Annotated in this window: 32 protein-coding genes; 9 read left to right on the forward strand and 23 right to left on the reverse strand. The window is 67.9% G+C overall.

Features of this window, described 5'->3' with window-relative positions:
• Window positions 1–164: 164 nt before the first annotated feature.
• The 9 genes from FrCorBMG51_RS11100 to FrCorBMG51_RS11140 all read right to left on the reverse strand — a co-directional run bounded on the left by FrCorBMG51_RS11100 (window position 165) and on the right by FrCorBMG51_RS11140 (window position 5,267).
• Window positions 165–620 (reverse strand): hypothetical protein, encoded by a 456-nt coding sequence (locus FrCorBMG51_RS11100; protein ID WP_047222940.1) that lies wholly within the window; start codon window positions 618–620, stop codon window positions 165–167.
• A gap of 11 nt (window positions 621–631) precedes the next feature.
• The gene (locus FrCorBMG51_RS11105; protein ID WP_047222941.1) at window positions 632–1,357 is read right to left on the reverse strand and encodes a hypothetical protein; all 726 of its coding nucleotides are present in this window, start codon (window positions 1,355–1,357) and stop codon (window positions 632–634) included.
• Between the two features lie 28 nt (window positions 1,358–1,385).
• Complete coding sequence (locus FrCorBMG51_RS11110) at window positions 1,386–1,769, reverse strand: HK97-gp10 family putative phage morphogenesis protein (protein WP_047222942.1); 384 nt, start codon at window positions 1,767–1,769, stop codon at window positions 1,386–1,388.
• 3 nt (window positions 1,770–1,772) lie between these two features.
• Window positions 1,773–1,940: a hypothetical protein gene (locus FrCorBMG51_RS28145; RefSeq protein ID WP_157180463.1), complete on the reverse strand. Its 168-nt coding sequence runs from the start codon at window positions 1,938–1,940 to the stop codon at window positions 1,773–1,775.
• On the reverse strand, window positions 1,940–2,278 hold the full coding sequence (locus FrCorBMG51_RS11115; RefSeq protein WP_047222943.1) for a hypothetical protein: 339 nt from the start codon (window positions 2,276–2,278) through the stop codon (window positions 1,940–1,942). The genes FrCorBMG51_RS28145 and FrCorBMG51_RS11115 overlap by 1 nt, the downstream gene beginning before the upstream one ends.
• The gene (locus tag FrCorBMG51_RS11120; protein WP_047222944.1) at window positions 2,271–2,615 is read right to left on the reverse strand and encodes a phage head completion protein; all 345 of its coding nucleotides are present in this window, start codon (window positions 2,613–2,615) and stop codon (window positions 2,271–2,273) included. Before FrCorBMG51_RS11120 ends, FrCorBMG51_RS11115 begins: the two co-directional genes overlap by 8 nt.
• The gene (locus FrCorBMG51_RS25070) at window positions 2,612–3,217 is read right to left on the reverse strand and encodes a hypothetical protein (RefSeq protein ID WP_052914568.1); all 606 of its coding nucleotides are present in this window, start codon (window positions 3,215–3,217) and stop codon (window positions 2,612–2,614) included. The genes FrCorBMG51_RS11120 and FrCorBMG51_RS25070 overlap by 4 nt, the downstream gene beginning before the upstream one ends.
• 360 nt (window positions 3,218–3,577) lie before the next feature.
• Window positions 3,578–3,970 (reverse strand): hypothetical protein, encoded by a 393-nt coding sequence (locus tag FrCorBMG51_RS11135; RefSeq protein WP_047222946.1) that lies wholly within the window; start codon window positions 3,968–3,970, stop codon window positions 3,578–3,580.
• A 58-nt stretch (window positions 3,971–4,028) separates the two neighbouring features.
• Window positions 4,029–5,267 carry a phage major capsid protein gene (locus FrCorBMG51_RS11140; protein WP_157180464.1) on the reverse strand — a complete coding sequence of 413 codons (1,239 nt, stop codon included), beginning with the start codon at window positions 5,265–5,267 and terminating at the stop codon, window positions 4,029–4,031.
• Window positions 5,268–5,411: 144 nt separating this feature from the next.
• On the opposite strand from FrCorBMG51_RS11140, the gene FrCorBMG51_RS11145 reads away from it, so the two are divergent.
• The 3 genes from FrCorBMG51_RS11145 to FrCorBMG51_RS25075 all read left to right on the forward strand — a co-directional run bounded on the left by FrCorBMG51_RS11145 (window position 5,412) and on the right by FrCorBMG51_RS25075 (window position 6,760).
• Window positions 5,412–5,639 (forward strand): hypothetical protein, encoded by a 228-nt coding sequence (locus FrCorBMG51_RS11145; RefSeq protein ID WP_047222948.1) that lies wholly within the window; start codon window positions 5,412–5,414, stop codon window positions 5,637–5,639.
• The gene (locus FrCorBMG51_RS11150) at window positions 5,636–5,869 is read left to right on the forward strand and encodes a hypothetical protein (RefSeq protein ID WP_047222949.1); all 234 of its coding nucleotides are present in this window, start codon (window positions 5,636–5,638) and stop codon (window positions 5,867–5,869) included. Before FrCorBMG51_RS11145 ends, FrCorBMG51_RS11150 begins: the two co-directional genes overlap by 4 nt.
• A gap of 90 nt (window positions 5,870–5,959) precedes the next feature.
• Window positions 5,960–6,760 carry an N-acetylmuramoyl-L-alanine amidase gene (locus FrCorBMG51_RS25075; RefSeq protein WP_052914569.1) on the forward strand — a complete coding sequence of 267 codons (801 nt, stop codon included), beginning with the start codon at window positions 5,960–5,962 and terminating at the stop codon, window positions 6,758–6,760.
• 74 nt (window positions 6,761–6,834) lie between these two features.
• Here the strand turns inward: FrCorBMG51_RS25075 and FrCorBMG51_RS25080 are convergent, their stop codons facing one another.
• The 9 genes from FrCorBMG51_RS25080 to FrCorBMG51_RS11195 form a co-directional block, all read right to left on the reverse strand.
• Complete coding sequence (locus tag FrCorBMG51_RS25080; RefSeq protein WP_052914570.1) at window positions 6,835–7,929, reverse strand: hypothetical protein; 1,095 nt, start codon at window positions 7,927–7,929, stop codon at window positions 6,835–6,837.
• Between the two features lie 280 nt (window positions 7,930–8,209).
• Window positions 8,210–9,478 (reverse strand): tyrosine-type recombinase/integrase, encoded by a 1,269-nt coding sequence (locus FrCorBMG51_RS11165; protein ID WP_047222950.1) that lies wholly within the window; start codon window positions 9,476–9,478, stop codon window positions 8,210–8,212.
• 242 nt (window positions 9,479–9,720) lie between these two features.
• Window positions 9,721–10,053, reverse strand: a complete 333-nt coding sequence (locus FrCorBMG51_RS25085) for a hypothetical protein (RefSeq protein WP_076843223.1) — start codon at window positions 10,051–10,053, stop codon at window positions 9,721–9,723.
• A gap of 87 nt (window positions 10,054–10,140) precedes the next feature.
• Window positions 10,141–10,461, reverse strand: coding sequence for a helix-turn-helix domain-containing protein (locus FrCorBMG51_RS33130; RefSeq protein WP_047222951.1), 321 nt, complete (start codon window positions 10,459–10,461; stop codon window positions 10,141–10,143).
• On the reverse strand, window positions 10,458–12,152 hold the full coding sequence (locus FrCorBMG51_RS11180; protein WP_047222952.1) for a replication initiator: 1,695 nt from the start codon (window positions 12,150–12,152) through the stop codon (window positions 10,458–10,460). Before FrCorBMG51_RS11180 ends, FrCorBMG51_RS33130 begins: the two co-directional genes overlap by 4 nt.
• Window positions 12,149–12,352, reverse strand: coding sequence for a hypothetical protein (locus FrCorBMG51_RS31060; protein ID WP_157180465.1), 204 nt, complete (start codon window positions 12,350–12,352; stop codon window positions 12,149–12,151). Before FrCorBMG51_RS31060 ends, FrCorBMG51_RS11180 begins: the two co-directional genes overlap by 4 nt.
• On the reverse strand, window positions 12,349–13,866 hold the full coding sequence (locus tag FrCorBMG51_RS11185; RefSeq protein ID WP_047222953.1) for an FtsK/SpoIIIE domain-containing protein: 1,518 nt from the start codon (window positions 13,864–13,866) through the stop codon (window positions 12,349–12,351). The genes FrCorBMG51_RS31060 and FrCorBMG51_RS11185 overlap by 4 nt, the downstream gene beginning before the upstream one ends.
• A 76-nt stretch (window positions 13,867–13,942) precedes the next feature.
• A complete protein-coding gene (locus FrCorBMG51_RS11190; protein ID WP_047222954.1) occupies window positions 13,943–14,251 on the reverse strand; it encodes a hypothetical protein in 309 nt (102 codons plus the stop codon).
• Window positions 14,248–14,655 (reverse strand): hypothetical protein, encoded by a 408-nt coding sequence (locus FrCorBMG51_RS11195; RefSeq protein ID WP_047223038.1) that lies wholly within the window; start codon window positions 14,653–14,655, stop codon window positions 14,248–14,250. Before FrCorBMG51_RS11195 ends, FrCorBMG51_RS11190 begins: the two co-directional genes overlap by 4 nt.
• A gap of 191 nt (window positions 14,656–14,846) precedes the next feature.
• Between FrCorBMG51_RS11195 and FrCorBMG51_RS11200 the strand changes: the two genes are divergently transcribed.
• On the forward strand, window positions 14,847–15,263 hold the full coding sequence (locus FrCorBMG51_RS11200; protein WP_047222955.1) for a helix-turn-helix domain-containing protein: 417 nt from the start codon (window positions 14,847–14,849) through the stop codon (window positions 15,261–15,263).
• Between the two features lie 74 nt (window positions 15,264–15,337).
• Here FrCorBMG51_RS11200 and FrCorBMG51_RS11205 read toward each other — a convergent pair whose 3' ends face one another.
• Both FrCorBMG51_RS11205 and FrCorBMG51_RS29545 read right to left on the reverse strand, forming a co-directional pair.
• Complete coding sequence (locus FrCorBMG51_RS11205) at window positions 15,338–15,589, reverse strand: hypothetical protein (protein WP_047222956.1); 252 nt, start codon at window positions 15,587–15,589, stop codon at window positions 15,338–15,340.
• The gene (locus tag FrCorBMG51_RS29545; protein WP_200902406.1) at window positions 15,586–15,885 is read right to left on the reverse strand and encodes a hypothetical protein; all 300 of its coding nucleotides are present in this window, start codon (window positions 15,883–15,885) and stop codon (window positions 15,586–15,588) included. The genes FrCorBMG51_RS11205 and FrCorBMG51_RS29545 overlap by 4 nt, the downstream gene beginning before the upstream one ends.
• Window positions 15,886–16,174: 289 nt before the next feature.
• On the opposite strand from FrCorBMG51_RS29545, the gene FrCorBMG51_RS11215 reads away from it, so the two are divergent.
• Together FrCorBMG51_RS11215 and FrCorBMG51_RS11220 are read left to right on the forward strand one after the other, a co-directional pair.
• A complete protein-coding gene (locus FrCorBMG51_RS11215) occupies window positions 16,175–16,972 on the forward strand; it encodes a helix-turn-helix domain-containing protein (protein ID WP_235433483.1) in 798 nt (265 codons plus the stop codon).
• A gap of 6 nt (window positions 16,973–16,978) precedes the next feature.
• Window positions 16,979–17,449 carry an NUDIX hydrolase gene (locus FrCorBMG51_RS11220; RefSeq protein WP_047222958.1) on the forward strand — a complete coding sequence of 157 codons (471 nt, stop codon included), beginning with the start codon at window positions 16,979–16,981 and terminating at the stop codon, window positions 17,447–17,449.
• On the opposite strand, the gene FrCorBMG51_RS11225 is transcribed toward FrCorBMG51_RS11220, so the two are convergent.
• Together FrCorBMG51_RS11225 and FrCorBMG51_RS28155 are read right to left on the reverse strand one after the other, a co-directional pair.
• Window positions 17,437–17,922 (reverse strand): HD domain-containing protein, encoded by a 486-nt coding sequence (locus FrCorBMG51_RS11225; RefSeq protein ID WP_235433484.1) that lies wholly within the window; start codon window positions 17,920–17,922, stop codon window positions 17,437–17,439. The two genes, FrCorBMG51_RS11220 and FrCorBMG51_RS11225, sit on opposite strands and share 13 nt — an antisense overlap.
• Before the next feature lie 379 nt (window positions 17,923–18,301).
• Window positions 18,302–18,850 carry a hypothetical protein gene (locus FrCorBMG51_RS28155; protein ID WP_157180466.1) on the reverse strand — a complete coding sequence of 183 codons (549 nt, stop codon included), beginning with the start codon at window positions 18,848–18,850 and terminating at the stop codon, window positions 18,302–18,304.
• A gap of 690 nt (window positions 18,851–19,540) precedes the next feature.
• Here FrCorBMG51_RS28155 and FrCorBMG51_RS28160 point away from each other — a divergent pair.
• On the forward strand, window positions 19,541–20,335 hold the full coding sequence (locus FrCorBMG51_RS28160; protein WP_157180467.1) for a DUF6414 family protein: 795 nt from the start codon (window positions 19,541–19,543) through the stop codon (window positions 20,333–20,335).
• Between the two features lie 41 nt (window positions 20,336–20,376).
• Here FrCorBMG51_RS28160 and FrCorBMG51_RS11230 read toward each other — a convergent pair whose 3' ends face one another.
• The gene (locus FrCorBMG51_RS11230) at window positions 20,377–22,119 is read right to left on the reverse strand and encodes a recombinase family protein (protein ID WP_052914572.1); all 1,743 of its coding nucleotides are present in this window, start codon (window positions 22,117–22,119) and stop codon (window positions 20,377–20,379) included.
• A 592-nt stretch (window positions 22,120–22,711) separates the two neighbouring features.
• Here FrCorBMG51_RS11230 and FrCorBMG51_RS11235 point away from each other — a divergent pair.
• Window positions 22,712–23,287, forward strand: coding sequence for a MarR family transcriptional regulator (locus tag FrCorBMG51_RS11235; RefSeq protein WP_157180468.1), 576 nt, complete (start codon window positions 22,712–22,714; stop codon window positions 23,285–23,287).
• Between the two features lie 65 nt (window positions 23,288–23,352).
• Entirely contained in the window at window positions 23,353–23,631 is a 279-nt protein-coding gene (locus FrCorBMG51_RS11240) for a hypothetical protein (protein WP_235433485.1), read from the forward strand.
• The last annotated feature ends 32 nt before the right edge of the window (window positions 23,632–23,663 follow it).

Below are 23,663 nucleotides of genomic sequence, written 5' to 3' on the forward strand. Positions count from 1 at the left end.
CTGACGATCGGCGCGTGCGGCAGCCGCCGCCGAGCCGGGGCAGCGACGACCAGCGGAGCCGGTGTCGTCAGGACCGGTTCGTCCTCCAGCGACCCACGGGAGATCACCGAAGGATTCGGATGGCTCCGCCCGGTGATCGCCATGGCCGCCTCCTACCCGGGCGGTCAGCAGCGCTCGAACCACAGCGTCGCGTTCGCGTTCACGATCGCCGGCGCCGTGCACCTGACCGCGATCAGGCTGGAAGCTGCACAGTCCGGGGAATCCCCCAGCGGCCAGTCGTAAATGGCGAGCCCACCGTTCGGAGTAAGCGTGTACCGGTCGATGACCGTGGGTGTGGTGGGCTCGGCCGAATAGTTGTATTTGCTGGTGAAACCCGGGGTCACTGTCCGGCCATAAATCTGGTTGACGGTGCCAGCCGTACCGGTCCCATCCGTCGTGAACGACACGATCTCGACCAGGACCGGTGCCGCCGAGGCGGTGACACCGTCGAAACTGATCCTGACCTTTTTCAAATCGACACCGAACTGGCTCGGCGCGATCACCGAAAGGATCGATTTCGGTGTCGCAGCAGCCAGGGCAACGGCGGCGCCGACAGCGGCGCTGTATCCGGCTTTGGCCATGAGAGATCTCCTTACCAGGTAGCGGCACGCACCAGGGCTGCCGTAGAAACAACGGGGGCGGGGGTCGCGGCTGCCAAGCCGGCAACCGGGCCAATGGGCCCGGCGTCCGACCAGGCGACACCATCGAAACTGAGCTCCGTGTTCGCCGCCGAACTGATGATCCCAGCGCGGAAGCGGTCGACCGGGCCGTTGCTGCCGGTGCTGACGCCGGATATGGATAGGGTTTCCGTGGCGGTCGTGTCGTCCGGGTTACCGAAATAACAACGCACGGTCATACTGCCCGCCGTAGTGGAGACCACCTCATCCATTTCGACGCGGAACCATTGACTGAGCGGAAAATCGGCCGCGCTGGTTCCGCCTAGTGATCCGGACGAATACAGGAAAGCGAGTTTCCCTGAGCTGTTGAGCCGAACAGTTCCCACGATGGTGGTGCCAACGAGAAAACGCATCAGGTTCAGGTTCGATCCGGGGACAGATCCCGTACGGATATAAGCGCGGGAGTAGACCGCCGTGGCGCTGACACCGGACGTCCATGACAGATACGGGGAACCCGCCGTACCGCCGGTCGCCAGCCGCGCCGAGACGAGACCGTGCGCCGCAAGGGCCGTGTCACCCTCGACCGTGCTGCCGTCGAGGTTGACGACATCCCAGGCGTCGCCGCTTCCAGCGCCCGAGTTCGCGGCGGTGATGGTGACGCCGTCCGCCTGGCCCTCGAAGCTGTTCTGCTTCTGCGCCACCTCTCACCTCACCTCCTCTGAACGACAGTCAGCGCAGTTCCCTGCGGATCTCGACCCGCAGCTGCTCCTTGAGGACCTCCCGGGCGGCCTCGGCCGCCGGACGCAACGCCGGACGCTTCCTGATCTTCGCCGTGCCCTCCTCGTGGAACGCCGCGTAGTAGTACGGCGTCCGGTCACCCAGCCAGCCCACCTCGGCGACCAGGCCGTCCTGCTCGTACTCGATGTCGACGTTGTGCAGCAGGCCGCCGGTGTCGACCCGGACCTGGGCCTGGGTGTCGCGGCGGACCTCCTCGGCCGTGGTCCGTACCGCGCGGCGTACCGCCTCGTTGACCTCGTTGCCCAGGTCGGCCAGCCGCCGCGCCAGCCGGTCGAGCCCTTCGATCCGGACCGTGCTCCGATCGCTGCTGGCCATCGGTCACCGTTTCCCCAGCGCGCGGCGGATCGCGGTGAGCTCCCCGACGACCGCCAGCAGCGCCCAGCCCACCGCCTCCAGCGGGGTGGCCTGGATGTCGCGGGCCAGAATCTCCTGGGCGCGGGTCCGGCAGTACTCCGGCCCGGCCGGCGGCGCTTTCGGGCCGGCCATCAGGTTCCCATCTGGACCACGGCGACGGTCACGGTCGTGACCGCGCTGTAGGTGATCGCCGCCCGGCCGTTCGCGCCCCGGAAGACGCTGGCCAGGGGCAGGATGCCGTGCTTGCCGGCGGGGACGACCAGCGTCGCGTTCTCCACGTCCAGGCCCTTGACCGTGCCGGGCGTGGCGAAGGTCGCCGTGACTGTGCCGCCCGAGCCGTTGTTCAGGTAGAAGAACAGGCCCGGGCCGACCGGGGCGGTGTCACCGCCGCCGGCCGCGGCCACGGCGGCGGCGCCCAGATCGGGCCGGCCCCCATCGATGGGCGCGGACACGGGGGTGAGGTCAGCCATTCGTTTCCCCTTCGCTCTGGACCAGTTCGCCGTGGGCCTTGCGGTAGCGGACGCTCGACGGCCGCATCACGCCGGCGACCCGCCACACCTCGCCGCTGTCCGGGTCGCGCAGCTCGTCGCCGCGGCGGACATCGTCGGTCGGCAGCAGGTAGATGCCGTCGGTCTGCTCGGACTGGGTCTGCACGGCCAGCAGCCGCTCCGCGTCCGACGGCTGATCCACTTTTGCCCGGACGTCCGACGGCTGCCGGACGTAGACAGTGCGGTAGCCGCCGGCGCCGTCCTGTGTCCGGGTCGGCCGCCACACCTGCAACGTCCGGTTCAGCCAGTGCCCGATCATGTGCGGGCCCGGTAGGAGCCAAGGGCTCGCACGTCGGACGCGGACAGGGCCATCCCGACCGCGCCACCGTCGGACGTCGCGAACGACCGGGAATGATCCCCGAGGGATTCGGACGCCAGCAAGGCCGGGTTGTTCCACGCGGCCGCCGCCAGCCGGAGAATGATCCGCTTCACCCCGTTCGGGATGGTGGCGTACCCGGCGGTGTAGACGACCTCGGTGGACCGGTCCGTCGTCGGCCACCAGGCGCCCACCCGGGTCAGGATCCCGGACGCCGACCAGGTGTAGTCCGCGGCCGCCCCCTCGACGAGCAGCTCGTCGTCCGCGTCGTCCCGCAGCCACGTCACCGACGTGACAGACGTGACGGGCCACCGCGGCAGGAGCAGTTTCCGGCTTCCGGTGCCGGGCGAGTCCGGCCAGCGGTCCGACCGCGTCGGCGCGTCCAGGATCACCGTGTCGGTGGACTGCTCCAGTGGCTGGCCGGTCTCGTCCTCGACCGCGCCCTCCGCCATGCCGATAAGCAGGTCGGCCCGGGCGGTCTCCTCAGCGCTGAACGCGTCCTGACCGAGCAGGAGCCGCAGGTCCTCCGCGGTGGCGTACGCCATCAGCCCGCGCCGTCACCCTCGCCGGCGGCCGCGCGGATGACGGCGATGATGTCCGCCTTCTTGCTCGCCTCGCCGAGGTCTATGTCGTGCTCGTCGGCGTACTCCCGGAGCTCGTCGACGGTGAGCCGGTCCAGCGGCTTTTCNNGAGCCGGTCCAGCGGCTTGTCCGCCGGCGCCGGCGGGGCTGCCAGCTCGGGCTGGCGGCGCAGCCGGTCCCGCAACCGCGGCTTCGGCTGGTCGACGGCGACGCAGTCACCGGCGGCGATCCGCTTCGCCGCGTCTTGCTCGGGAAGATCCCTGACGTCTCCGGGCTGCGCGCTGAACACGGGGTTGGCGACCCGGCGCAGAAACCTGACCTTCATCAGGGCTTCACCCGGCCGAGACCCCGCACGACTGTGGCCGACGCCACCAGCGTCGGAGTCGTACCGGCCACCACCGTGATCGCTACCCGTACATAGCGCTTGATGCCGTGGTAGCCGATCGTGTAGACGGCCAGGTCGTTCGCGTCGGTGATGACCGGCTCGGCGCCGTCGAGATTGCTGGCAGCGACCGCGGTAAAGGTGCTGTTGTCGGCGGACTCCTGCACCTTGAAGGTGAACGACGGTGTGGTGCCGCCGGCGGCACCGGCGTCGATCACGATCATCGCGCCGTCGTAGTTCGCCAGGTCCACACCGGTGCCGTTCGCCGCGGCCGTGCGGGACGCGGGCGCCAGGGACTGCACCACCGACAGGTGGTTTTTGATGTCATTCCTCATCCTTGTTCCTTTCTCAGAGTCTCACATCATTACTGTGATCTTCGTAAAGAAAGGGTGTTTACGGCACCACGTCGTTCGACTGGAGCCTGACGAACGGCTCCTCCAGCACCGGCATCGCGTCCACCTCGGCACGGCCGATAAACCCTATCTGGTTCGTCTCCGCGTAGAGCTCGACGAGCCGCTGCACCTCGAACTGCAAGGCGTCGACGATCCAGTAGAAAGAGAAATCTCCCAGAAGACCGACGTAGTCGTTGTTCGCGAACGTCGACGGCGCGAACTCCGACAGGATGTACGGGATATCGAGGATCGTGTCCGGCCGGTCGGTCGCCAGACCAGGCCGCCAGACGTAGTTGCCGTCGCCGTCCTTCAACTTCCGGACGGATGCGAGTACCAGCCGGTGGAAAAGCCACTGCGCCCGCGGGTGGTATTGCGGTTTCAGGGTGTATTTCGCGTCGATCAGATCGTCCGCCGCGTTACCCGTGGCCACGTTGACGAACGTCGCCGCGTCGGTCGAGATATCGACATCCCGCGCGGTCGAGATGCCGTCCGCGCTGGCGGTGAACAGCCCCAGCGGTTTCTGGTTACCGTCACCGGTCATGAACGCGTTCTCCTGCGCGGTCGCGTGCCGGTAGGCGAGCCGGTCCCGCACGATCGCCTCCGGCCCGATCGCCGCCACCCGCAGCAATTTCCGGCTGACGAGGACCCGCTTCGCCAGCGGATGCGGCCGCAGCTCCCGCTTCCCGAACTGCAGGCCGTCGTCCTGCGTGCCGGTGCCCACCTCGGATGTCCACTCCGCGTCCGCCAGGTCGCTGTCCCGGGTCGGCACTCCCAGGGACTCCGACGTGGTCAGACGCTGCACGGTCGCCAGCCCCCGTAGCGGTGTCAGGTCGTCGACCACGGCGAGCAGCTGCTGCACGAACTGCTCCGGGGCGACGAGGAACCCGCCGTCGGGGTCGTTGCCGGCGTTGAGCGCGCGGGCCTGCGCGGCCGTCAGCGCGGACCGGCCACCCACCAGGAACGACCGCCAGGCCGCCATCTGGTCGTCGCCGCCGCGGTTGCCGGGGCCGTCCGGCTCGTCCGGGTCGTCGTCGAGCCGGTCACGCTCGTCGTCCAGGAGCCGTTGCGCCCGGTCGATGGTGGCGTCGACCTGGTCGCGTTCGTCGAGCAACTGATCGAAGGTCGCCTCTTCCTCCGGGGTCAGGTTCCGGCCGGCCGTCGAGGCCACATCCATGATCGCTTTGGCGTCGGCGCCGAGCTTGGTGCGCTTCGCCTTCAACTCACGGATCTTCACTGTCATCTGGGCTCCAGCACGAAGAAGGCAGCGCCACAGCAGCACTACATCGACAGATCTTCCGTCGTAACAGCAGCGAGACGGAAGAATTTTCGATTCAGGCTACTCTGAGCCCATGCCAGAGATCGCCGACACCGGAACGTGTCGGCCGTGACCGGCGCCGAGGAAGCGATCCTCCGCATAGCCGCCCTGATCACGGCTCTCTCCGTCATCACCGGCGTCCTGATCGTCACCGCGCGGCGCGGCTGGCATGTGGTCCGCCGCATCGTGGAAACCCACGAGATGCTCGGCACGGTCGACGGCCGACTCCAAGGGCTGGCCGTCGACGTCCTGGCCATCGGCGAGCGGCTCGACAGCCACCTGGACGGCCACCCGTGAGCGATACCGAGCCGTGGTGGCGCCAGGCCGACAGGTGGTCTGCGCAGCGGCGCCTGACGTGGGCGGAGTGGGAGGTCCGCCAGGACTACACCCGCTCTGAGCCACCGGAGTGGATGCGCCCGGCCGGCCGGCCACCGGCGGAGACGATCGCGGCCCGGCTGCTCTCGGCCCTGCTCATCATCGCTGTGGGCGCTGTGCCCGCGGCAGTGTGCATCTGGTCGCTGCGGTGACCTGGTCGACCCGGGCCCTGGCCGCAGTCCTGCTCGCGCTGGCGATCGCCAGCAGTGTCATCGTGATCAGGAACTGGTGAGGAGATCGTCATGCCCCACATTGTCGAAACATTCGCCTTCCGTCCGGTCCGCAACACGGATGGCAAGGGGATCGTCCCCATCGGCCTCGTCCTGCACGTCGCCCAGGGCAACGGCTCTCAGTTCAACTGGTTCAACGACCCGCGCTCTCAGGTGTCGTCGAACTTATGGGCGGGCAAGGCCGGGCAGCGCGAGCAGTACGTGCCCTCGGACGTCCGGGCCTGGGCCCAGCTCGGCGGGAACGGTACCTACAACTCGATCGAAACCGAGGGCTTCGACACCGAGGCGCTGACCCCCGAGCAGATCGAGAGCGTGGCCGTCGCCTACGCCGACGGGGTGCACGCCTTCGGCTGGGCGCTGGCGGTGACGGACACGCCCGGCCAGTCCGGGCTGATCACCCACGGGGCCGGCGCGGCGAGCTGGGGCAACCACCCGGGCTGTCCCGGCGGCATCCGGACCGGCCAGCGCCATCAGATCATCGCCCAGGCGGCTCAGCTCGTCGACGACTCCGGCTCACCCACGCCACCGGCCGTCGTCGCCCTCCAGCACGCGGTGCACGTGATCGCCGACGGCATCTGGGGACCGGTCACCGACGCCGCCCTGGCCGCCGTGCGCACCCACCAGTGGACCCGCGCCGAGCAGGCCGCCGTCGGCACCGTCGTCGACGGCGCCTGGGGCCCCCGGTCGCAGGCCGCGTACGTCGCGACGGTGCGGACGATCCAATCCATCCTCGCTGTGGCCGTCGACGGCGTCTGGGGGCCGGCCACCGACCGGGCGTTCGTCGCCGCCCGCAGTACCTACTTCATCGGCTGACCTCAGCCGGCCCCACCCCGGCCTCTCCCGGCTCTCCTGCCCGCCAGGCAGGAGAGCCGGCTTTCTGGCGTTGATCAGTCCTTGTCGTCGGTCAGGCCGGCCGGGGTCGGGCCGGTGTCGAGCGAGGGATGGCACTCGGTGTCCGTCTGGTCCCCGCGGAGCTCTGCCAGTCGAGCCCGGGCCTCAGCGAACTGCTCGGCCAGACGGATATCGGCCGGTCGAGCCGCGACGAGGGCCTTCATGGCGGCGCCCTTCCGCTCCTGGAGGCAGCGCCCCTCCGGACCGACTCCCCGCCCCCAGGGCAGCGAGATGATGGAGCCGGAGATATCGATCAGCCACGAGGATGCCGTCAACCCGTCGACCGGGGCCGTGAGGGCGGCCGACACGGGTGCATCGCCCTGGCCCCGACGATCTCTGGGGCTGCGATGCTCGACCACCCACTTGTCCAGCCGTCGGGCGGTCGATCGGGGGCGCAGCGCGGCCTCGGGCAGAAGGGCGGCGCCGAAAGTCGTGTTGGGCGAATAGTGATACGGCGTCAGGACGCCGTTACGCCAGGAGGCCACCGCAGCGGCGTAGTGCGCCTCGGCCGGCTGGCGGGCCGCAGCTCCGCCGGAGAGCTCCTCATCGATCTCCGCCCACGGCATGCCGGCGAGATGCTCGGCGATGACGGCGGAGGTCAGCAGTTCCTCGGCCTCCTGGACCACCAAGCGGGCCGCCCCGACGAGCGCGCCTCTCGGCCGGCCCTCCGTCGGCACCATGCCTCGGGCCGTGTCCGCGACGTCGGCCGCCCGGTCCGAGACGACCAGCCGGGCGAGCCGGGCCGGCGGGGTCGACCAGTGGCCCTCCTCCTCGAGGCGCTTCCAGGCTGCATCCGGGTAGTCCTCGGTCGGCCGCTCCGGCGGGCCTGCGATGACGCCGGCGTCGACGAGTTCGGCCTCCAGGGCGTCGCGGGCGGCCTGGACGGTGGCTACCGCGGCGGTCAGCGCGTCCAGCGCATCCAGGGCGCGCTCCTGGCGCTCGTCCGGGTGGAGTTCCGGGTACTGCTCCCCGCGCCACTGGGCGCAGTACATCGCAGGCCCGGAGGTGACGGCCCGCTCGGCGGCCCGTATGGCATCATCGGTGCGGTGTCGGAGATCCGACACGCGGATTCGGTGTGTGGCGGTGGTCACAGCTTCCCCATCCCATCCGGCGCCATCTCGGCGCTCTCAGGGTCAGGCGTAGCGAGAGAGTAATTACCGACTCTTCGGTTCGCGCTGACCTGCGTTTTCGCAGGTCAGCTCAGCGATAGGGCCCCGGTTCCTTCTAAGCACCAGGTCGCAGGTTCGATCCCTGCCGGGCGCACTCGGGGATCAAGCCCCTACGCTGCATCATCACGTCCCCGGACCCCCGTCCGGCCGAGGCCCGAGCCTCCCGGGACCCCCAGGTGTAGCAACCCCTGTAGCAACGCGCTCAGTCACGCTTGGTGCCGCGGGCCGGGCCGGTCAGGCGTTTGTCCAGCTTGCCGAGCGCGCGGCGCTTCTCCCCCATCGAAGCATGCGCGTAGATGGTCATGGTGACCTCGATGGCCGAGTGCCCGGCGATCTCGCGGACGATGTGCGGCGGGACGCCGAGGTCGAGCAGCAGCGTCACGCAGGTGTGCCGCAGCCCGTGGAACACCACCCCGTCGAGCCCGGCCGCCTGCCGCAGCGGCAGCCAGAAGCGGCGCAGGTTGTCCGGTTCGATCGCCGTACCGATCCTCGTGGTGAAGACGTGGCCGCTCTTCACCCACCGCTTGCCGGCCGCCTCACGCTCGGCGTCCTGAAGCTTGCGATGCTCGGTCAGCGCGTCGGCCACCAGGCCCAGCAGCGGAAGCGTGCGTTCCGAGTCCTCCGTCTTCGGCGGAAGCAGCCGCAGTTCCCCGCCGACCCGCTGAAGCGTGTGCCGGACGGTCAGCGTTTTCCGCTCTTCGTCGATGTCGGACCACTGGAGTCCGAGCAGCTCCCCGCGGCGCATACCGAGGAACAGCGCCAGGACCAGCAGCGCGTACAGCCGGTCACCGGCCGCCGCGTCAAGCAGCGTGTGTGCCTGGTCGACCGTCAGGCCCCGGTCGATCCCGTAGCGCGGGGTCGAGACCTGCACGAGCTTGGCGACGTTGCGTCGGACCAGTTCCTCACGAACGGCCGCCTGTAGCGCGTTGCGCAGCACGGCATGCACGACCTGGACCTGACGTTTCGACGGCCGCCGTTCGCAGCACCGGCCGAGCGCGCAGCAGCGCCGTTCCCCCTCCGGACGCGCCTCGTCCCGACCACGAGCGCAGCACAGACAGGTGTTCTCCATCCGCCGGATGAACTGCCGGACATCGGCCGCCGTCAGCTTGTTCAGCCGTTTCTTACCGAGCCCCGGAACGAGGTAGATCCGGACCGCCTTTTCGTACGTGACGTAGGTGTTCGGCTGCCGGTTCGGCTTCACCGTCTGCGCGAGCCACACCGTCAGGAACTTCTCGACGGTCCATCCGGTCGCGTCCGCCGGAATGCCCTGGTCGGAGTTGGACTGAAGTTCGGTGAGCTTCTTCCGGATGACGTCCTCAGAGCTGCCGTAGACCGGGCGTCGTCTTGTGCTGCCGTCGGGCATGAGCACGTAGGCCGCGCCGACCCACATACCGTCCGCCCGCTGGTAGATCGAGCCCTGACCGTTGGCGCGTTTCTTGCGTTCCCGACGCCTGCCGGAAGTCTCGGACATGACGAGGACAACTCCTTGCGAGAAAGAGGGAATCAGGGGTCCGCCAGGACGGCAGGCCGATCGCTGGCGGTGGGGTTCCGTTCCTCCGGGCGGTGAAGGGTCCGCCGGGGAACCGGCCGCGTCCAGGGCGCTACGCGTCACTGCGTGATCGGCTTCGCCGACCCTGGACCCGTCCGGTCCCCCGGCGGGTGCAACGCCCAGCGGAGGAACAGAAAAATGGGGAGAAGAACCGCGAGGTCTGATCAGCGTGGCTGACGCTGCGCGGGAATCCGTCCGTACGGGGTGACGTCGGGAATCCATCCGCCGGTCGGATGCGGCCGAGGCGGCGGGGCAGTTGCCGGAAGCGTGCTGCCGGGGATCACGCGGAACACCAACACGACGTCCACGTCTCCGAGGGCTTCGACGAACACCGCGCTGTGCGGGATCGCGATGGCGATCCGGGCGACGTCGAAGGGGTCTGCGCCCGGCTTGACGGTCATCTCGTAGTAGCCGTGGCCGGGGGCGTCCAAGCGGACGAAGGGCTGTCCGTCGGAGGGGTCGCGTGGCGGGTCGAGGTCAGGCGGAATGATGGGCATCAGGGTCTCGCTCCTGTTCGTGCAGGATCGGGATCTCAGGTCCCGGTGTGGTGTTCCAGCACCCACCGGGACCGCTTCGAGCATCTGTCACGTGATGATCGCTATGGATGATCCGGAGGTCCCCGCGCCGGGCGGTGTTGCCGAATACCGGCCCACACCGTCCGACGGACAGCCCTGACGACGATCATGCCGCCACCTCGTAACCGTCGATCTCCCGCAACCGACCGATGTAGGCGACGAGCTCGTCACGGTGGATACGGCGGGACCGGNGATACGGACAGACGCGAGCCGACCCGTGCGAATCAGGTCATAGACGGTGGTGCGGCTGACCCCGAGCAGGTCGGCGACTTCACCGGTGGTGAGCAGGAGCCTGATCATGGATTCTCCAAGGAGCGGGTCAGGGATCATGCCGCGCGGGATGGATCGAAGACGGTTGCCGGAAGCGCACCAGCTCCGGACGGACCGGCGGTACGGGCGGCATCCAGTTGGGCGCGCCAGCGGTGCCGGTCGGCGATCGCGCGTAGCAGCAGATGTTCCCGTCGGGGTGCGGCCGGGTCCCCGGGACGCAGAAGCTGCCAAACCGTCCGGTCTGCCGCGCCGTCCGCGGTGTCGTCGTCCGGGGTGTGGCCGAGGACTGCGAGTTGCCGCCGCACCCACTCTTTCCGATCTTCGCGGTGATCGGTGAGGGTCTTGCCGGACCAGCGGCGCGAGACCAGGACCCGCCGGCCACCGAAGCCCAGGGTTTCCCGCCGGTGGGCCTTGCCGGTGCAGCGCCCGGGAACGAGCCCGGCCCGCGGGTTCTTCGGCTGGACGCCGTAGAGCAGCCAGTTCGCGCACGTCGGCGCGCACGGTTCGTGCCGCAGCGCGTCGGCCAACCGGTCGACATGGGTGCGCTGGGCGTCGGTGGCGACGTCGTGGCAGGTATCCAGGCTCTTGGTCAGATACTTGGTCAGGTAGCCGATCAGTTTGCCGGTGTTCCGGCTGTTCGCGGTGACGCCGTCCGCGCGGATCTGCACGCCGAAGCGGACGACGTGGACGGGTTCGTCGTCCTCACTGATCGCGTCCAGGGCCTCATCCCAGATCGGCAACGGTGCTCCTGTATCCGGGTCGAGGTAGCCGCCGGACTGGTCGTCCCAGACGGGCAGCCGGTCCGAGCTGTAGACCGGCTGGTCACAGCGTGGCCACCACACCTGGTGATAGGTGGCCGCCGCGACCTGGCGGAGCAGCACGCGCGGGATCGTGCCGCGTATCGCCGCGTGCAGGTGCGGGGCGAGGCGCCGTTGGGGTTCCAGGCAGGCGAAGTACTGCACATCCCAGCCGACCGCCCGGCGCAGGTTCTGCCAGAAGCGATCCAGCAGCTTCGGAAAGTGGATCGCGTCCCGGGCCGCCCGTCGGTAGTCGTAGCTGTCCGGGTCGACAGGGGTGCCCTCCGAGGTCACCCGCCCGTAGGAATCGCAGGTCAACGTCAGGAACATCGACGGCCGCCACACCGTGCCGTCCGCCGCGGTGAACGTCCGGCCCACCGTGCGCCGGTCTACGGGCAGCCGGGGCAGGTCGGGGGCGTCCTGCCTGCGTTTCGTCGACCGGGTGCGCCGGGGTCGGTCCCGGGCGTCCGGAGCCGCCCTGCCCCGCACACCGAGATCCGTAAGCCGTTCATCCACCTGGCTGATCAGCATGTCGGCCTCGGTGGCCTGGCCGCCGTCATGCCGGGTCGCCGCGTCGGTGCGGACGGCCTCCAGGTCCGCGCGCAGTTGGACGAGGATCTTCGCTTCGTCACCGGGCGGATCCGGGTCGGGCAACGGCTCGTCGTCGAGGTGCCAGCCGGCGGCGCACTGCGCCATCCGCAGCTTGCGGGCGTACTCCGCACACGGCGGGCACTTGCTGGCGAGGGTGGACCGGCAGGCCACCGGGACGATCTCGGTTTCCCCGGTGGTCAGGTTGGTCCTCCGCATCGCCAGCGGCCGGACGCACACCCCGTTCTCCGCCGCGACGGCTTCGACGACGTGGCGGGCCAGCGGCATCCGCATCCGGGCCGCCCGCGACCCGGGCCGCTCCTCCGTGAGGTCGAGGGGAAGCGGGATGGCCTGACCGTCGGTCATGCTGCGCAATCCTCCTGATCATCAGGGTCGAGATGGGGACGGTCGGGATGATCGGGTGGCGGCTCCCGGCAGCCGCATATCCGGCCTCTGCCGGTGGGGACCTGGCAGCCCTCAGCCGACCAGTGCGCGGCCAGTAGATGCCGGCACCAGGCGCAGAGCGGCAGCACGAACACCACGGCCAGCCGTTGCGGACCTGTCATGCCGCCCAGCCGGTCGCATCCGGGGTCCAGCCGTCGCCGGTGGACGGGTCGATGCCGACGACCTGACCGACGATCGGCTTCCGGTAGACCGCCGCGATCCGGGCGATCTCCGCATCGTCGACCCAGGACGCCCGCACCCGCACCGGGTCGCTCTGCCCGTCCGCCAGCACGTAGCCGACTCCCTGAAGATGGGTGGGGATCTGCTCGGCGACCGCGCCCCGGTCGTGGGCACCGTCCCCCAACACGAGATCCGCCTGATCGGGTTCGGTCATCCGCAGCGCCACCCGCACCGGGAACAGGTCCCGGAAGGACAGCACCTCCTTACGCGGGTCCTGCACCGCCGCCACCACGACCACCCCGGGCGCCCGGCCCTGCGAGAGCAGCAGCGGCAGGGACGCGCCAATCCGCTTCTTCAGCTCCCGGTCGGTGACATACGCGGTCAGGGATGCGATCTCATCGACCAGCACGACGATCAGCGGCTCGCCGACAGTCGGTGCGTGCAGCCGGGAAACTCCGCGGAGTTCGGCCGCCCGGTTCCGCATCTCCGTGACCGCGTCGTCGAGGAGGTCGGCGATGCCGGCCGTGTCGACGGCGAACCGGGTGAACAGCGCCTCGCCGAAGGCCAGTTCCATCCCGCCCTTCGGGTCGCACACCCACAGTTCCACCAGCCCGGCGCGTACCGCCGGCGCCAGGCCGCGGATGACCGACCAGAGGACCGAGCCCTTCCCCGACCCGGTGGCCCCGGCGACCAGCACATGCGTGCCACGCACCGGCAGCCGCCACGGGTCGCCGTCCTCGCGTCGGCCGACGGTGACCGCGTCCACGTCCGCCGGGTCGCTGTCCCCGTGGTCGGAGTGGTCACCGTCGCCATCGGCGTCGAGATCGGCCGGGAGGATCGGGCGAGCCAGCGGATCCCGGCGGATGAGCTCCACCCAGACGAACCCGACCCGCCGGTCAGCCCGCACCCGGCAGCCCTGGGCGCGGAACGCCTGTCGCAACGCTTCAGCCTGTTCCGCCCACTGCTGTGGCGTCTGCCCGTAGAGCAGCTCTACGCGCAGCCGGTCGGCCCAGCGGGTGCAGCGGATCCGTCGGATGCGGGGGAAGGTCTCGGCGAACGCCACCCGGTCCCCGGTCGAGGTCGGCTCCCGGATCGCCAGCCCGGTGTGGACCATGACCGGTCGCCACCGCCGCCGGTAGACCAACCCCAACCGTGCGCGGCCGACCACCCACCAGGCCAGCCAGGAGAATGACCGGCGGTGCAGCCGCCACCACACCGCGGCGACGAGGACCAAGCCGCCAGCGGCCACACCAAGACCGGCCGTCCCGTACCTGTGGTGGATCATCATGATGGTGGCGACCACGGCGACGCTCACCGGCCGGCGGGCCAGCCACCGCAGCAGATGCCACAGAATCTTGCCCGCCAGCCCGACGAGCAGCGCCCACAGCGGCACGTCGACCTTCGGATTACGGGTCGGCATCTCGGGAAACGGCCGCGACCCGTTGATTTTTGCCATGGCAGATCACACCCACCTTGCGGAAAGAAGAATCAGAGGAAAAGAATCCGGCGGGCAGGAAATCCGCCGGAGGCGGTCATGCCGCGACCGCGGGCCCCTCGTCCGGGCCTGTGTCGGCGGCCTCCAGCATCAGCCGCTCGCATTCCAACAGATAGTCATTGGCGGCCTGGACCAGCGCGTGGGCGAACTCCAGATGCCCCGCGGTCACCGCCTGCTCCCGGGCTGACAACGTGAGGGATGCCGCGCCGGTGTCGATACCGAGGATCGGTGTCCGGTCCGGGTAGCGGTGGCAGAACACCGTCCAGTCCCCACCGACGTGGAGCCCCAGATGCAACGACGAGCCCGGTTCACCGTTGTCAGCCGGGGCGTGGGCCGGGAGCTTCACGCCGCTGCCTTCCCCGTGGTTGCCCGCGGGGCACGCAGGCCCGTCGCCCGGTAGGCGAACGCCTGCACCGCCCGTGGCCCGTTGCTGTTCACCCACGGCATCACCGTCAACCCGATGAACTCCACCGGCCGCAGCATCGTGCCCGCCAACGGTTCCGGCGTCACCGGCATCACCGCCGCCGCCATCTTCACCTTCACTTCCGCCGAGCCGGCACGCGCGGTCGGATCCGGGTCCATGACCCGCACCGTCCACAGCGGCTCTCCGGTGTCCTTGTCGCGCTCCTGGACGTCGGCCTCACCCGCCTGCGCCTTCACGAAGTCGCGGGCGGCCTCCACACCGAGCACGAACGCGCCGTGCGGGAACACGTCCTCGAACCGCACCGGAATTCGTCGCGGCAGCGCCACCGTCACCCACCTCCACAGGGATCAGGTCCGGGTTCCGGCGGGACGCCGCGTCCCGGACAGCCTCCACAATGAGGCGCTCAGGAACCGCTTGCCAAGCGTTATCGCGCCTATGTATATACACCCCGTATGAAATCCATACCCCGACCGGTTGGAATGTCGACACTCGTTTGCCCCACAGCTATTTTTGACAGGTGACAAACAAGAACGGCGTCCCGCCGTACACGGCACGCGGCCGGGTTGAGGGTGAGAACTGGCAGGCCGTCGCCGACGCGCTCAACGCCCGCATGGCCGCCCGCCGCATCGGACAACAGGCCCTCGCGACCGCGTCCGGGGTGTCCGTGGCCACTCTGCGGCAGCTCCAGCACGGCCGGCACTCCCGCCGGGTCCAGAACGCCACCCTGTCCGCGGTGGCCCGCGCGCTGGACTGGCCGGACGACCACCTGATCCGAGTCCTGCTCGGCGACCAGGCGGACGACGACACCGACCGGACCACCTCCCCGGCGGACCGCTGGGTCGTGGCACGCCTCGACGCGATCGAAGGCCATCTCCGGCGGATGGATCAGCGTCTTGCTCTCATCGAACGGCACCTCAGCACGTGCGGCCTGTGAAACGCGGAAGGGCTGGAACCTCACGGAGTCCTCCCCGCGTGGTTCCAGCCCTTTCCCACGGCCGTGCTGTCGAGCTATCCCGGCGGCGCGGCTCGCTGTGGCAGCGCCAGACAGAAGATCAGAAATAGGTCGACGTCGCCGAACGACTCGACGAACTCGGCGGTCTCCGGCAGCGTCCGCAGCATCCGGATCAGCTCCGCCGGCCGCATGGACGGCGTGAGGGTGACAACCCACTCCCCCGCGCCAGCGGGGAACAGCGACTCTCCGCTGATCGGCGTCTGCGCGTCGTCGAAGGGACGGTCCGCGTCGTCGGCGTCGGTGGTCACCGCGGCCCGGGCCGCCGCGCGGCACGTGCGAGTGCCGCCTCGAGCTGGCTACGGCTCCCCACCTGCCGGGAGACGTTCTCCACGAAGAAGAACAGCGGCGTGACCTGGTAGTCGTGCCAGCCGTTCTCGATGGCGAACAGGTTCGCCGACGCCGCCGAATCAAATGTGATCATTGTGTCGCGGACGCGGCGTTCCGCTCCTGGCTCGAACCGCACGACACCCCACAGCGCAGGCGTCCGGATGTCCGCCCTGTTGTCCTCCACACCGTTTCTCGTCCCGTTGCTGGTCACCGTCACCGGCTTCACCGTCCCGTCCGCATCGTCGGTTGGATGCCGGCTCGGTCCCGCGGGCAAGATCCCTCAACGCGGGACAGGGCCGGTTGCGAACGACTGTGCCGAGCGCGCGGATGTCGCCGAAAGTCCCAGGCCGTATACGCCGAACACCCCACGATCTATCCACTGGCCGTATAGTCGTGTCGTTCGATGAGCGTTCGTACCGTTTGCGTGCAGGCCATCGGGAGGCCCCATGGGAACCGGACGCCGTCCGCTACCCCCCGCACCCGAAGGGCTGTGGGAGCGACCCGACATGGCCGAAGCGATCAGCGGCCGGGACATGGCCGTCGTCCTGGCCATCTATCGGAAGTACACCGGTGCGACACAGACCCAGATCGCGGGCGCCTGTGAGATCCCACAGTCCCACGTCAGCGAGATCCAGAGCGGCCGCCGACGGGTCACCAGCCTGGAACTGTTCGAGCGTCTCGCCGACGGTCTCGGGATCCCCCGGACCCCGCTCGGCCTTGCCGAAAAACCGGGCACCCGGCGGCCGGACGGTCGAGACGCTCCCACTCGGCCCCTGCCGACCGAGCTCGTCCCCGAAGTCGTGCGGATCTATCCCAACCGCGGCACCGTCCCCGGCGAGATATGGCGGGCGCTGCTCAACCACGCCCAGGACACCGTGGACATCCTCGTGATCGCCGGCCTGTTCCTCCCTGACGGACACGCCGATCTCGTCCCGCTCCTGCGTGCGAAGGCCGCCAGCGGCGTGAAGATCCGCTACGTGCTCGGCGACCCCGCGTCCGACGCGGTGGCGCTGCGCGGCGCTGAGGAAGGCATCGGTGACAACCTCGCCGCCCGCACCCGGATGACGCTGACCTACCTGTCCGGCCTGCGCGACATCCCCGGCATCGATCTGCGGCTCCACAGCACGACCCTGTACAACTCCGTCTACCGGTTCGACAACGAGATGCTCGTGAACACCCACGTCTACGGCGCCCCGGCGGCACACTCCCCCGTGTTGCACCTGCGCCAGACCACCGGAGGCAGCCTGTTCGACCACCACGCCGCCGGATTCGAGCGCGTCTGGGCCACCACCGAAGGAGCCTGATAACCCTTGGCACGGATCGACTACTTCAACGACCCCAACGCCCCCCAGGCCAACAGCGTCGTCCCCTCGGTCACCGCGGTCGTCACCGACCCCGACGGACGCATCCTCATGGTCCACAAGACCGACAACGACCTGTGGGCACTACCCGGCGGAGGCATGGACCTCGGCGAATCGATCACGGACGCCGCCATCCGAGAAACCAAAGAGGAAACCGGCATCGACATCGAAGTCACCGGCCTGATCGGCGTCTACACCAACCCCCGCCACGTCCTGGCCTACGACGACGGCGAGGTCCGCCAACAGTTCTCCCTATGCTTCACCACCCGCATGCTCGGCGGCACCCTACGCACCTCCAGCGAAACGAAGGAAGTCCAGTTCGTCACCCCCGCCGACCTCGACAAGCTGAACATCCATCCGTCCATGCGGCTACGCATCGACCACTACCTCGAAGGCCGGGCCACCCCCTACATCGGCTGACCGGCCACCGCCAGACGATGCAACGTCCGATCGATCGAGACCCCAAGCAGCGGACGAGCACGCGCAATCGAACGATGCACCACCGAACCCTCCCCATACCGGGAGAAAATCTCCTCCACCCGTTCGGTGAAGGTGAACCGCTGCCCCCTCGGACCGGTCGTCATGTCCGCGAACACCAGGGCGTCCATCACCGGCGACTCCTCCAGTTCCCAGGAGGCCAGCACGTCGGACAGGCCGCGTTCCTCGGCTTCGATCCGGGCACAGGAGTGATGCGCCACCAACGCGCACAACCGGCGGGAGACGTCCGGGCGCTGTTGGAGGAACCGAGCACCGTCCGCAGGATGGAACCGCAGCAGCCCCACCGCCGGGGCATAGCCGATGTCATGCAGCCAGGCCGCGGTGACCAACAGGTCCCGTTCCTCCGGGTCCACTGCCGCCGCCGCTTCCCGGGCACGGGCAGCAACTGCCTGCACATGAGCCCACCGGTCACCCAAAGGCGCAAGAAGCTCGCTCGCCAACCGCTCAGCAGCCACTACATCCACCCACACGACGGTACGTACGCCCCGACCCGGCGTCAGCCAAGTCCAGCGGACTGCCGAATTAGCCGTTTTAGGATCAAGGCGGTGGCAGGCCGCGCCGCGCGACCGGCTGCGCGCGGCCGTGGACGGCCGTGCTCGCCGGGCGCGTCGCACCCTGCCGCCCCGTTGTCGCACAACATGATTACGTTCGCGTCTGCTGCTGGCCTTCAAGTTCCGCAAGACGTGATCCTGATCCCTACACAGAGCAATACAATAGCCCGTTCGCGCCCATCTGCATTTTCCTGATCAACGTTCAGCCCAGCATCAGAGATACCTACGGCAAGTCCGGCTTGGGCTCCCAGACCGTTATATCGAGAACTAGGGAGCTATTTGAATCGACTCCCCGATAGGAAAGCAGCGCAAGGTGTCCTTCATTTGTGATAACACATATAAGTGGAATCGTCGGCAAATCAATTACGTTAATCTTTGTAGCGATATTTTTAGCTTCACGACATTTTCGATAGGTAGGAATGACGCCTTCACCCAGCCTATTGAATTGGGCGCCTGTCGATGAAGAAATGGATTCTCCATTATAGGAGATATCATCTCCCTGTGAAGGTTGCGACTTCGGCCAATCCTTCTTGTCCTTGTCGACGTCTAGTGAATCATTAATACCGAGGACAAAGCGGTCGGCAGTTCGAACGTCAGCCCCTGGAGCCGGGAAAGCAGTATAGGTAACAGTTGGAGTTTTTTCTACGGTCAGCTTCGGAGGTTTCGAGGCTTGCCTTTGCTCGCAGTAGGTCAAAAAAGCGAGAACAAGACCCAATAATGCAATTCCTGTGCCAACGCCTTGAGATACTCGACTTCTTCTAACAAACCGCATAGCAGACCGCGCTAGCCGGCCGAAGGCTACTACGACAGTAAAAGCCATACCTATGGCTTGCCTGACTGACGACACAATCCCCCCTAAAGTGCTGACGCGATCGTATGGTAGCAGATCGGTTACCATGGACATCAAAGAGCCCCCAAGCGGAGGCTCTCCCACGCGGGGCTGACGGAAACCGCGACAGGCAGCTATGGAAAACCAGGAACGACCAAGTCGTGCCCGCCGTGTGCCCGTAGCACCGGTGGCCATCGGGTTGGAACGAGAAGCTACGACGGGTACCGAACTGCCGCTGACCTGGGCCGGAACATGCGAACCCAGGTCAGCAGCAAGCGGCCCACAAGATTCCCAAGCTCGTGATGTACTACCGATCCGCGTCGTCGAGGTGCCTTGCGTCGCGCAGCCGGCGCCGCTACCGGTCGAACAGGACAAGCGCCGGCAGATCGAGACCAGCCGGCGGAGCCAGGAAGTGCATCCACCGTAGCAGCGCCATCGGAAAAGCTGTGGATGATCAAGCACGCGGCGCGGGAGGCTCCGCGCGACCGCCTGCGCGCACCGTGGGACAACCGTGCTCGCTGGCGCGTCACCGTCCGGGCGGACAGCTATGGATGTTGTACCGTGGCAGCCGCGGATGTGGGCAGGTCACGACATGTTGGACTCGCCCCCGCACCATCTCAAGGGGGAGATCAGATGCGCGAGTTTCTATATTTGAACACTGAACTGGTTGACCAGTTTCTTGCGCAGGTCGAGAACGGACTGTACGACGAAGAGGCGGAAAGTGAACGGCGGTCGGGTGAGCGCGGGGGAACCGCTGGTGTAGCAATCGCTCCCGTGAATATCGAAGGTACCTCCACCAGAACCCGGGAGTCCGAGACTTCTCGCACTCGCAGGCAGACTCCAGAGAGTCGCTTTAACCGACTCCACGAGAGTGCCGCCTCGATGCCGGAGTCCGAGTACATTATGATCGACTCCGCGGACGCATCGAACGTCTATGGCCAAATTCAGCCGATGAGGCTGTTTCGGTGCGATTGCTATATCGATATACCGAGCATCGGTCGGGCGCTGGCGGAACCAGGACAACTCCAGGGCATCTTTGATTTGATGCAGACATTCGCTCCGGAGAGGATTTCTTCCAGCGATAGGGAAGTGTTGAACGGTCTCACCGCACTCTCTGGTGGAGTCGGTGAATCGGTTATTTGTACTGGCGAGATAGACGAGGGTCAACCGACCCTGGTATTCGACCTGAAGAAGAATTACCTTCGGGTCAGCGTTACCGATATAGAAGGCGACGCTACGGTCTTCGGTAAAGTGCGCAAGAAATGGCCGCAGGGCGAGAACTACCCGCTCCTCGCCGTTCCTGGACTAAATCTCTTCAGCCGTGCTGATCGTCGGAGAATGCAGGCATCTGGTACATCCAGCGCACCTGATGGTCTGGCCGTCGAGGGGCCGGGCGTCACTGTAAGCGTGGTTGCGATATATCGCTGAGCGATCCCGGGCGAAGTGTGGTGCGCGGCTTCAAGGTGTAGCTACGCCTGTAGCAACGGGTGCGTACGTAGGCGGACGATGGCGGACTGTGCTGGACCGTCCGAGCTGGGCGAGGGTTTGTGACACTGAGTGCAATCCGTGCCTTCTAAGCACCAGGTCGCAGGTTCGATTCCTGCCGGGCGCACCGATCCGTGTATTGCGCGAACCTCCGTACCGTCGCTGGACGGTTGCGTTCCGTCCTGCCCGCTGTCGCTGCCGCCCGTGGGTGCGGCTGGCTGGGTGGGGATGCGGAACGTGGGCTGGATGTGGGCGCGGCTGGTCACGGTGATCTCAGCCACGAGGGCCTCGGTGAGCCGGCGCAGTGTGGCCGGCGCGCCGTCGTGGATGGCGTCGGCGATCTGGGTGGACAGGCGGGTCAGGTCGGCGGCGGTGGGTGGGACGGGCTGGGTGGCGTCGTCGGCGAGGCGATCGACGAGTTCAGCCCGGCGGCCCTGCAGTTCCTTGATCTTGATGGTGAGCTTCTCGATGCGGCCACCCGCGAGGGCGTCGGTCATGGTGCCGGCTTCGAAGGCGTTGAAGTAGCGGTCGATAGCGGTCTCGGCCTTGCTGATCTCGCTGTCGACGGTGGCGAGTTCGTCGCGGTGGGCAGCGCGGGTGTCCGCGATGCGGCCGGCGAGCGCGGCGGCGGCTTCGGTGACCAGTCCGCTGCCGGCGTAGGTTTCGATCATGGCGTTGAGGATGGCGGTGTCGACCTGTTCGGCGGGCAGGCGCTCGGCGGGGCAGATGCTGGTGCCGTAGCGGTTGCGGGTCCAGCAGCTGTAGTAGCGGTATCGGTAGAGGTTTCCGCGGGCGGCGGTGCCGATGTAGTGCCTGCCGCAGTGGGCGCAGCGGATCTTTCCGGTGAGCAGGTAGTCGGACCCGGACGCGGCGCGTTTGGTGGCGGTGGATTTGGCGCGTTCCGTCAGGATCTTCTGGGCTTGACCGAAGAGGTCGGGGTCGATGATGGTGGGGTGTGGTGCGGCGTGCTCGACATCACGGAAGCTGATGTAACCGAGGTAAACGCGGTTGCGCAGGATGGTGAGGATCGCGGCGGGAGACCAGGGAAGGCCGGTTTTGGTGCGCAGGCCGTCGCTGGTGAGTTTGCGAGCGATGGCCTGGCTGCCGAGGCGGTCGTTGACATACTCGGTGAAGATACGGCGGACGATGGGGGCTTCGACGGGGTCCACCATCAGGTGATCGGTGTTGGGGTCGATCTGGTAGCCGTAGGGGCGGGATCCTCCTTGCCATTGCCCGAGGCTGGCTTTGACTTCCATGCCGTTGATGACACGGTCGATGATGAGAGCTCGTTCGAACTCGGCGATGACGCCGAGAATCTGGATAATCATTCGCCCGGTGGCGTTGCCTGTATCGAAGGGTTCAGTGGCGGAGCGGAACGCGACTCCGGCCTTGTCGAGGGTTTCGAGGAGTTCGGTCAGGCCGCGTAGAGAGCGGGTGAGGCGGTCGAGGCGGTAGACGAGCAGGATGTCGAACTTCCCGGCGCGTGCCGCGGTGAGGGCGCGTTGGAGCTGGGGGCGGTCGGTGGTGGCGCCGGACGCCTGGTCGACGTACTTGCTGGCCAGTTCCCAGCCGTCCTGGCTGGTGATGAACGCCAGGAGCTTGGTCTCCTGCGCTTCCAGGGAGAACGGCTGGTTCTTCTCGTCGGTGGAGATGCGCAGGTAGATCGCTACCCGTTTGGTCGTGCGGTCGGGCTGGTGGATGCGGCCTTTTCGATGGCTGGACGTCACGTCAGAGCTCCTCGGGAATGAACGATCGACAGGTCAGCGAAACACCGATAATGGTGAAAACCGGGTTATCGCTGTTTATTATCGCTCGCATTCAACGGCGGGACGACCGTCATTCGACATTATTTGGCGGCTCTTCCTGTTGCCTGCTTCGATGTGCGCGAAGGAGGTCCGTGAGGGCGCTGACCGCGGCGGCGCGTACCTCAACCGTCAGGGAAATGAAGTGCGGCGCTGCGACGACTACGTCGATAGATGGGAGGGCTGGGCTTCTCCGCCTGACAGGTTTCTTCGGCCGGTGGGTGGCCGGGCGGCGTCCGACTACGGGCCGGGTTGCGCTCGGGTCTGGCGGGGTCGTGTCACCGGTTGACGCGATAGCCCTGTTCTCCTCTGCCTAGGCACTACGGACTTTTCCTGCGCGACGTCGCGCTCCGACACCGGAGATCTCCGTCGAGACTCTTCTCAACTTCCGATGCCCAGAACGTGGGCATCCGGGTTTTCTTTTGGTTTTTGCTTGCAAGGGCGGCGGTTTGGAGTTCTCCTGCTGGCGGCCCGGCACATGTCGGGTCGCCGTTCGGAAATATGCGGAGGGTTTCTGGTGTCGGTTTCCTCGAACGACGACGGGTACAGGTCCGCTACCTCGCGCCTGGTGGCAGGGGCGCTTGCCGCCGCGGAGGGTTCGGTGACGGTGGCGGAGCTGGTGGAGAAGACGGGGCTGGCGCGCACGACGGTGAGTCGTTCGTTGACCGTGCTGGAGGCCGGCGGTCGTGCCGTGCGCGTTCCCGGCCGGCGGCATGGTGCCGGCCGGGATCCGGACCAGTGGAGCCACACCGGCAAGCCGGGTTCGGCTGACACGGCACCGCCGCCTGTGCCGTCCAGCCCGGGGGCGAAGGTGCCGTCCCCGGGCAGCAGGGCCGAGGTCGACGGCGCGTCGGTGTGGAGGACACAGGGCCGGGTGACGTCGACCGGTAGCCGGCTGGCGCCGGGTGGGCTGCGGGAGCTGGTGGTGGCCTGCCTGGGCCGGGACCGGACCCGGGCCTGGTCGGCCGGGGAGATCGCTCGCGTGGTCGGCCGTTCCGCAGGGGCGGTGACGAACGTGTTCGATCTGCTGATCGCGACCGGCGTCGCCGAACAGGACGGGACCGGCCGTCCCCGCCGGGTCCGCCTCCGATGAGGCGAGGCCGCCAGCGGCCCGCCGGCCCGTTCCCGCCAGGTCACGACCGGGAGCCGGACCCGGTCGTGAACCAGCCGCAGGGGCAGGACCGCGTGTCGAGGCTGGTGGACTACGGAGCGGGCAGCAGCATCCTCACCGGCTACCTCGACGGGACAGAGATCCTGATCCGCCCCGAGGGCGGCACCGCAACCGGGCCGGTGATTCTGCTGCGTCTGCACAACACCCTCGGCGATATCGGCGCCTGCTATCTGACCCCGACGGAAGGCCGGGCGCTGGCGGCGGCGCTGCACCGCGCCGTTGACCAGCAAAGCCCGTCCTCGGGAACAGCCGTCGCGCCGAGGTGAGAGCACACTGGCGGCCGGCGGGAGAGCCGGCC

The organism is Protofrankia coriariae (assembly GCF_001017755.1).
Classification (GTDB): domain Bacteria; phylum Actinomycetota; class Actinomycetes; order Frankiales; family Frankiaceae; genus Protofrankia; species Protofrankia coriariae.

Bases quoted from the DNA above. Each gene is read 5' to 3' on its own strand.
- FrCorBMG51_RS25075 (WP_052914569.1), top strand. From the start codon at position 5,960: ATGCCCCACATTGTCGAAACATTCGCCTTCCGTCCGGTCCGCAACACG.
- FrCorBMG51_RS11165 (WP_047222950.1), bottom strand. From the start codon at position 9,478: ATGTCCGAGACTTCCGGCAGGCGTCGGGAACGCAAGAAACGCGCCAAC.
- FrCorBMG51_RS11120 (WP_047222944.1), bottom strand. From the start codon at position 2,615: ATGATCGGGCACTGGCTGAACCGGACGTTGCAGGTGTGGCGGCCGACC.
- FrCorBMG51_RS31060 (WP_157180465.1), bottom strand. From the start codon at position 12,352: ATGACAGGTCCGCAACGGCTGGCCGTGGTGTTCGTGCTGCCGCTCTGC.
- FrCorBMG51_RS11110 (WP_047222942.1), bottom strand. From the start codon at position 1,769: ATGGCCAGCAGCGATCGGAGCACGGTCCGGATCGAAGGGCTCGACCGG.
- FrCorBMG51_RS11140 (WP_157180464.1), bottom strand. From the start codon at position 5,267: ATGACAGTGAAGATCCGTGAGTTGAAGGCGAAGCGCACCAAGCTCGGC.
- FrCorBMG51_RS11115 (WP_047222943.1), bottom strand. From the start codon at position 2,278: ATGGCTGACCTCACCCCCGTGTCCGCGCCCATCGATGGGGGCCGGCCC.
- FrCorBMG51_RS28160 (WP_157180467.1), top strand. From the start codon at position 19,541: ATGCGCGAGTTTCTATATTTGAACACTGAACTGGTTGACCAGTTTCTT.
- FrCorBMG51_RS28145 (WP_157180463.1), bottom strand. From the start codon at position 1,940: ATGGCCGGCCCGAAAGCGCCGCCGGCCGGGCCGGAGTACTGCCGGACC.
- FrCorBMG51_RS25070 (WP_052914568.1), bottom strand. From the start codon at position 3,217: ATGGCGTACGCCACCGCGGAGGACCTGCGGCTCCTGCTCGGTCAGGAC.
- FrCorBMG51_RS11185 (WP_047222953.1), bottom strand. From the start codon at position 13,866: ATGGCAAAAATCAACGGGTCGCGGCCGTTTCCCGAGATGCCGACCCGT.
- FrCorBMG51_RS11100 (WP_047222940.1), bottom strand. From the start codon at position 620: ATGGCCAAAGCCGGATACAGCGCCGCTGTCGGCGCCGCCGTTGCCCTG.
- FrCorBMG51_RS11180 (WP_047222952.1), bottom strand. From the start codon at position 12,152: ATGACCGACGGTCAGGCCATCCCGCTTCCCCTCGACCTCACGGAGGAG.
- FrCorBMG51_RS11215 (WP_235433483.1), top strand. From the start codon at position 16,175: ATGGCCGAAGCGATCAGCGGCCGGGACATGGCCGTCGTCCTGGCCATC.
- FrCorBMG51_RS28155 (WP_157180466.1), bottom strand. From the start codon at position 18,850: ATGCGGTTTGTTAGAAGAAGTCGAGTATCTCAAGGCGTTGGCACAGGA.
- FrCorBMG51_RS25085 (WP_076843223.1), bottom strand. From the start codon at position 10,053: ATGCCCATCATTCCGCCTGACCTCGACCCGCCACGCGACCCCTCCGAC.
- FrCorBMG51_RS11135 (WP_047222946.1), bottom strand. From the start codon at position 3,970: ATGAGGAATGACATCAAAAACCACCTGTCGGTGGTGCAGTCCCTGGCG.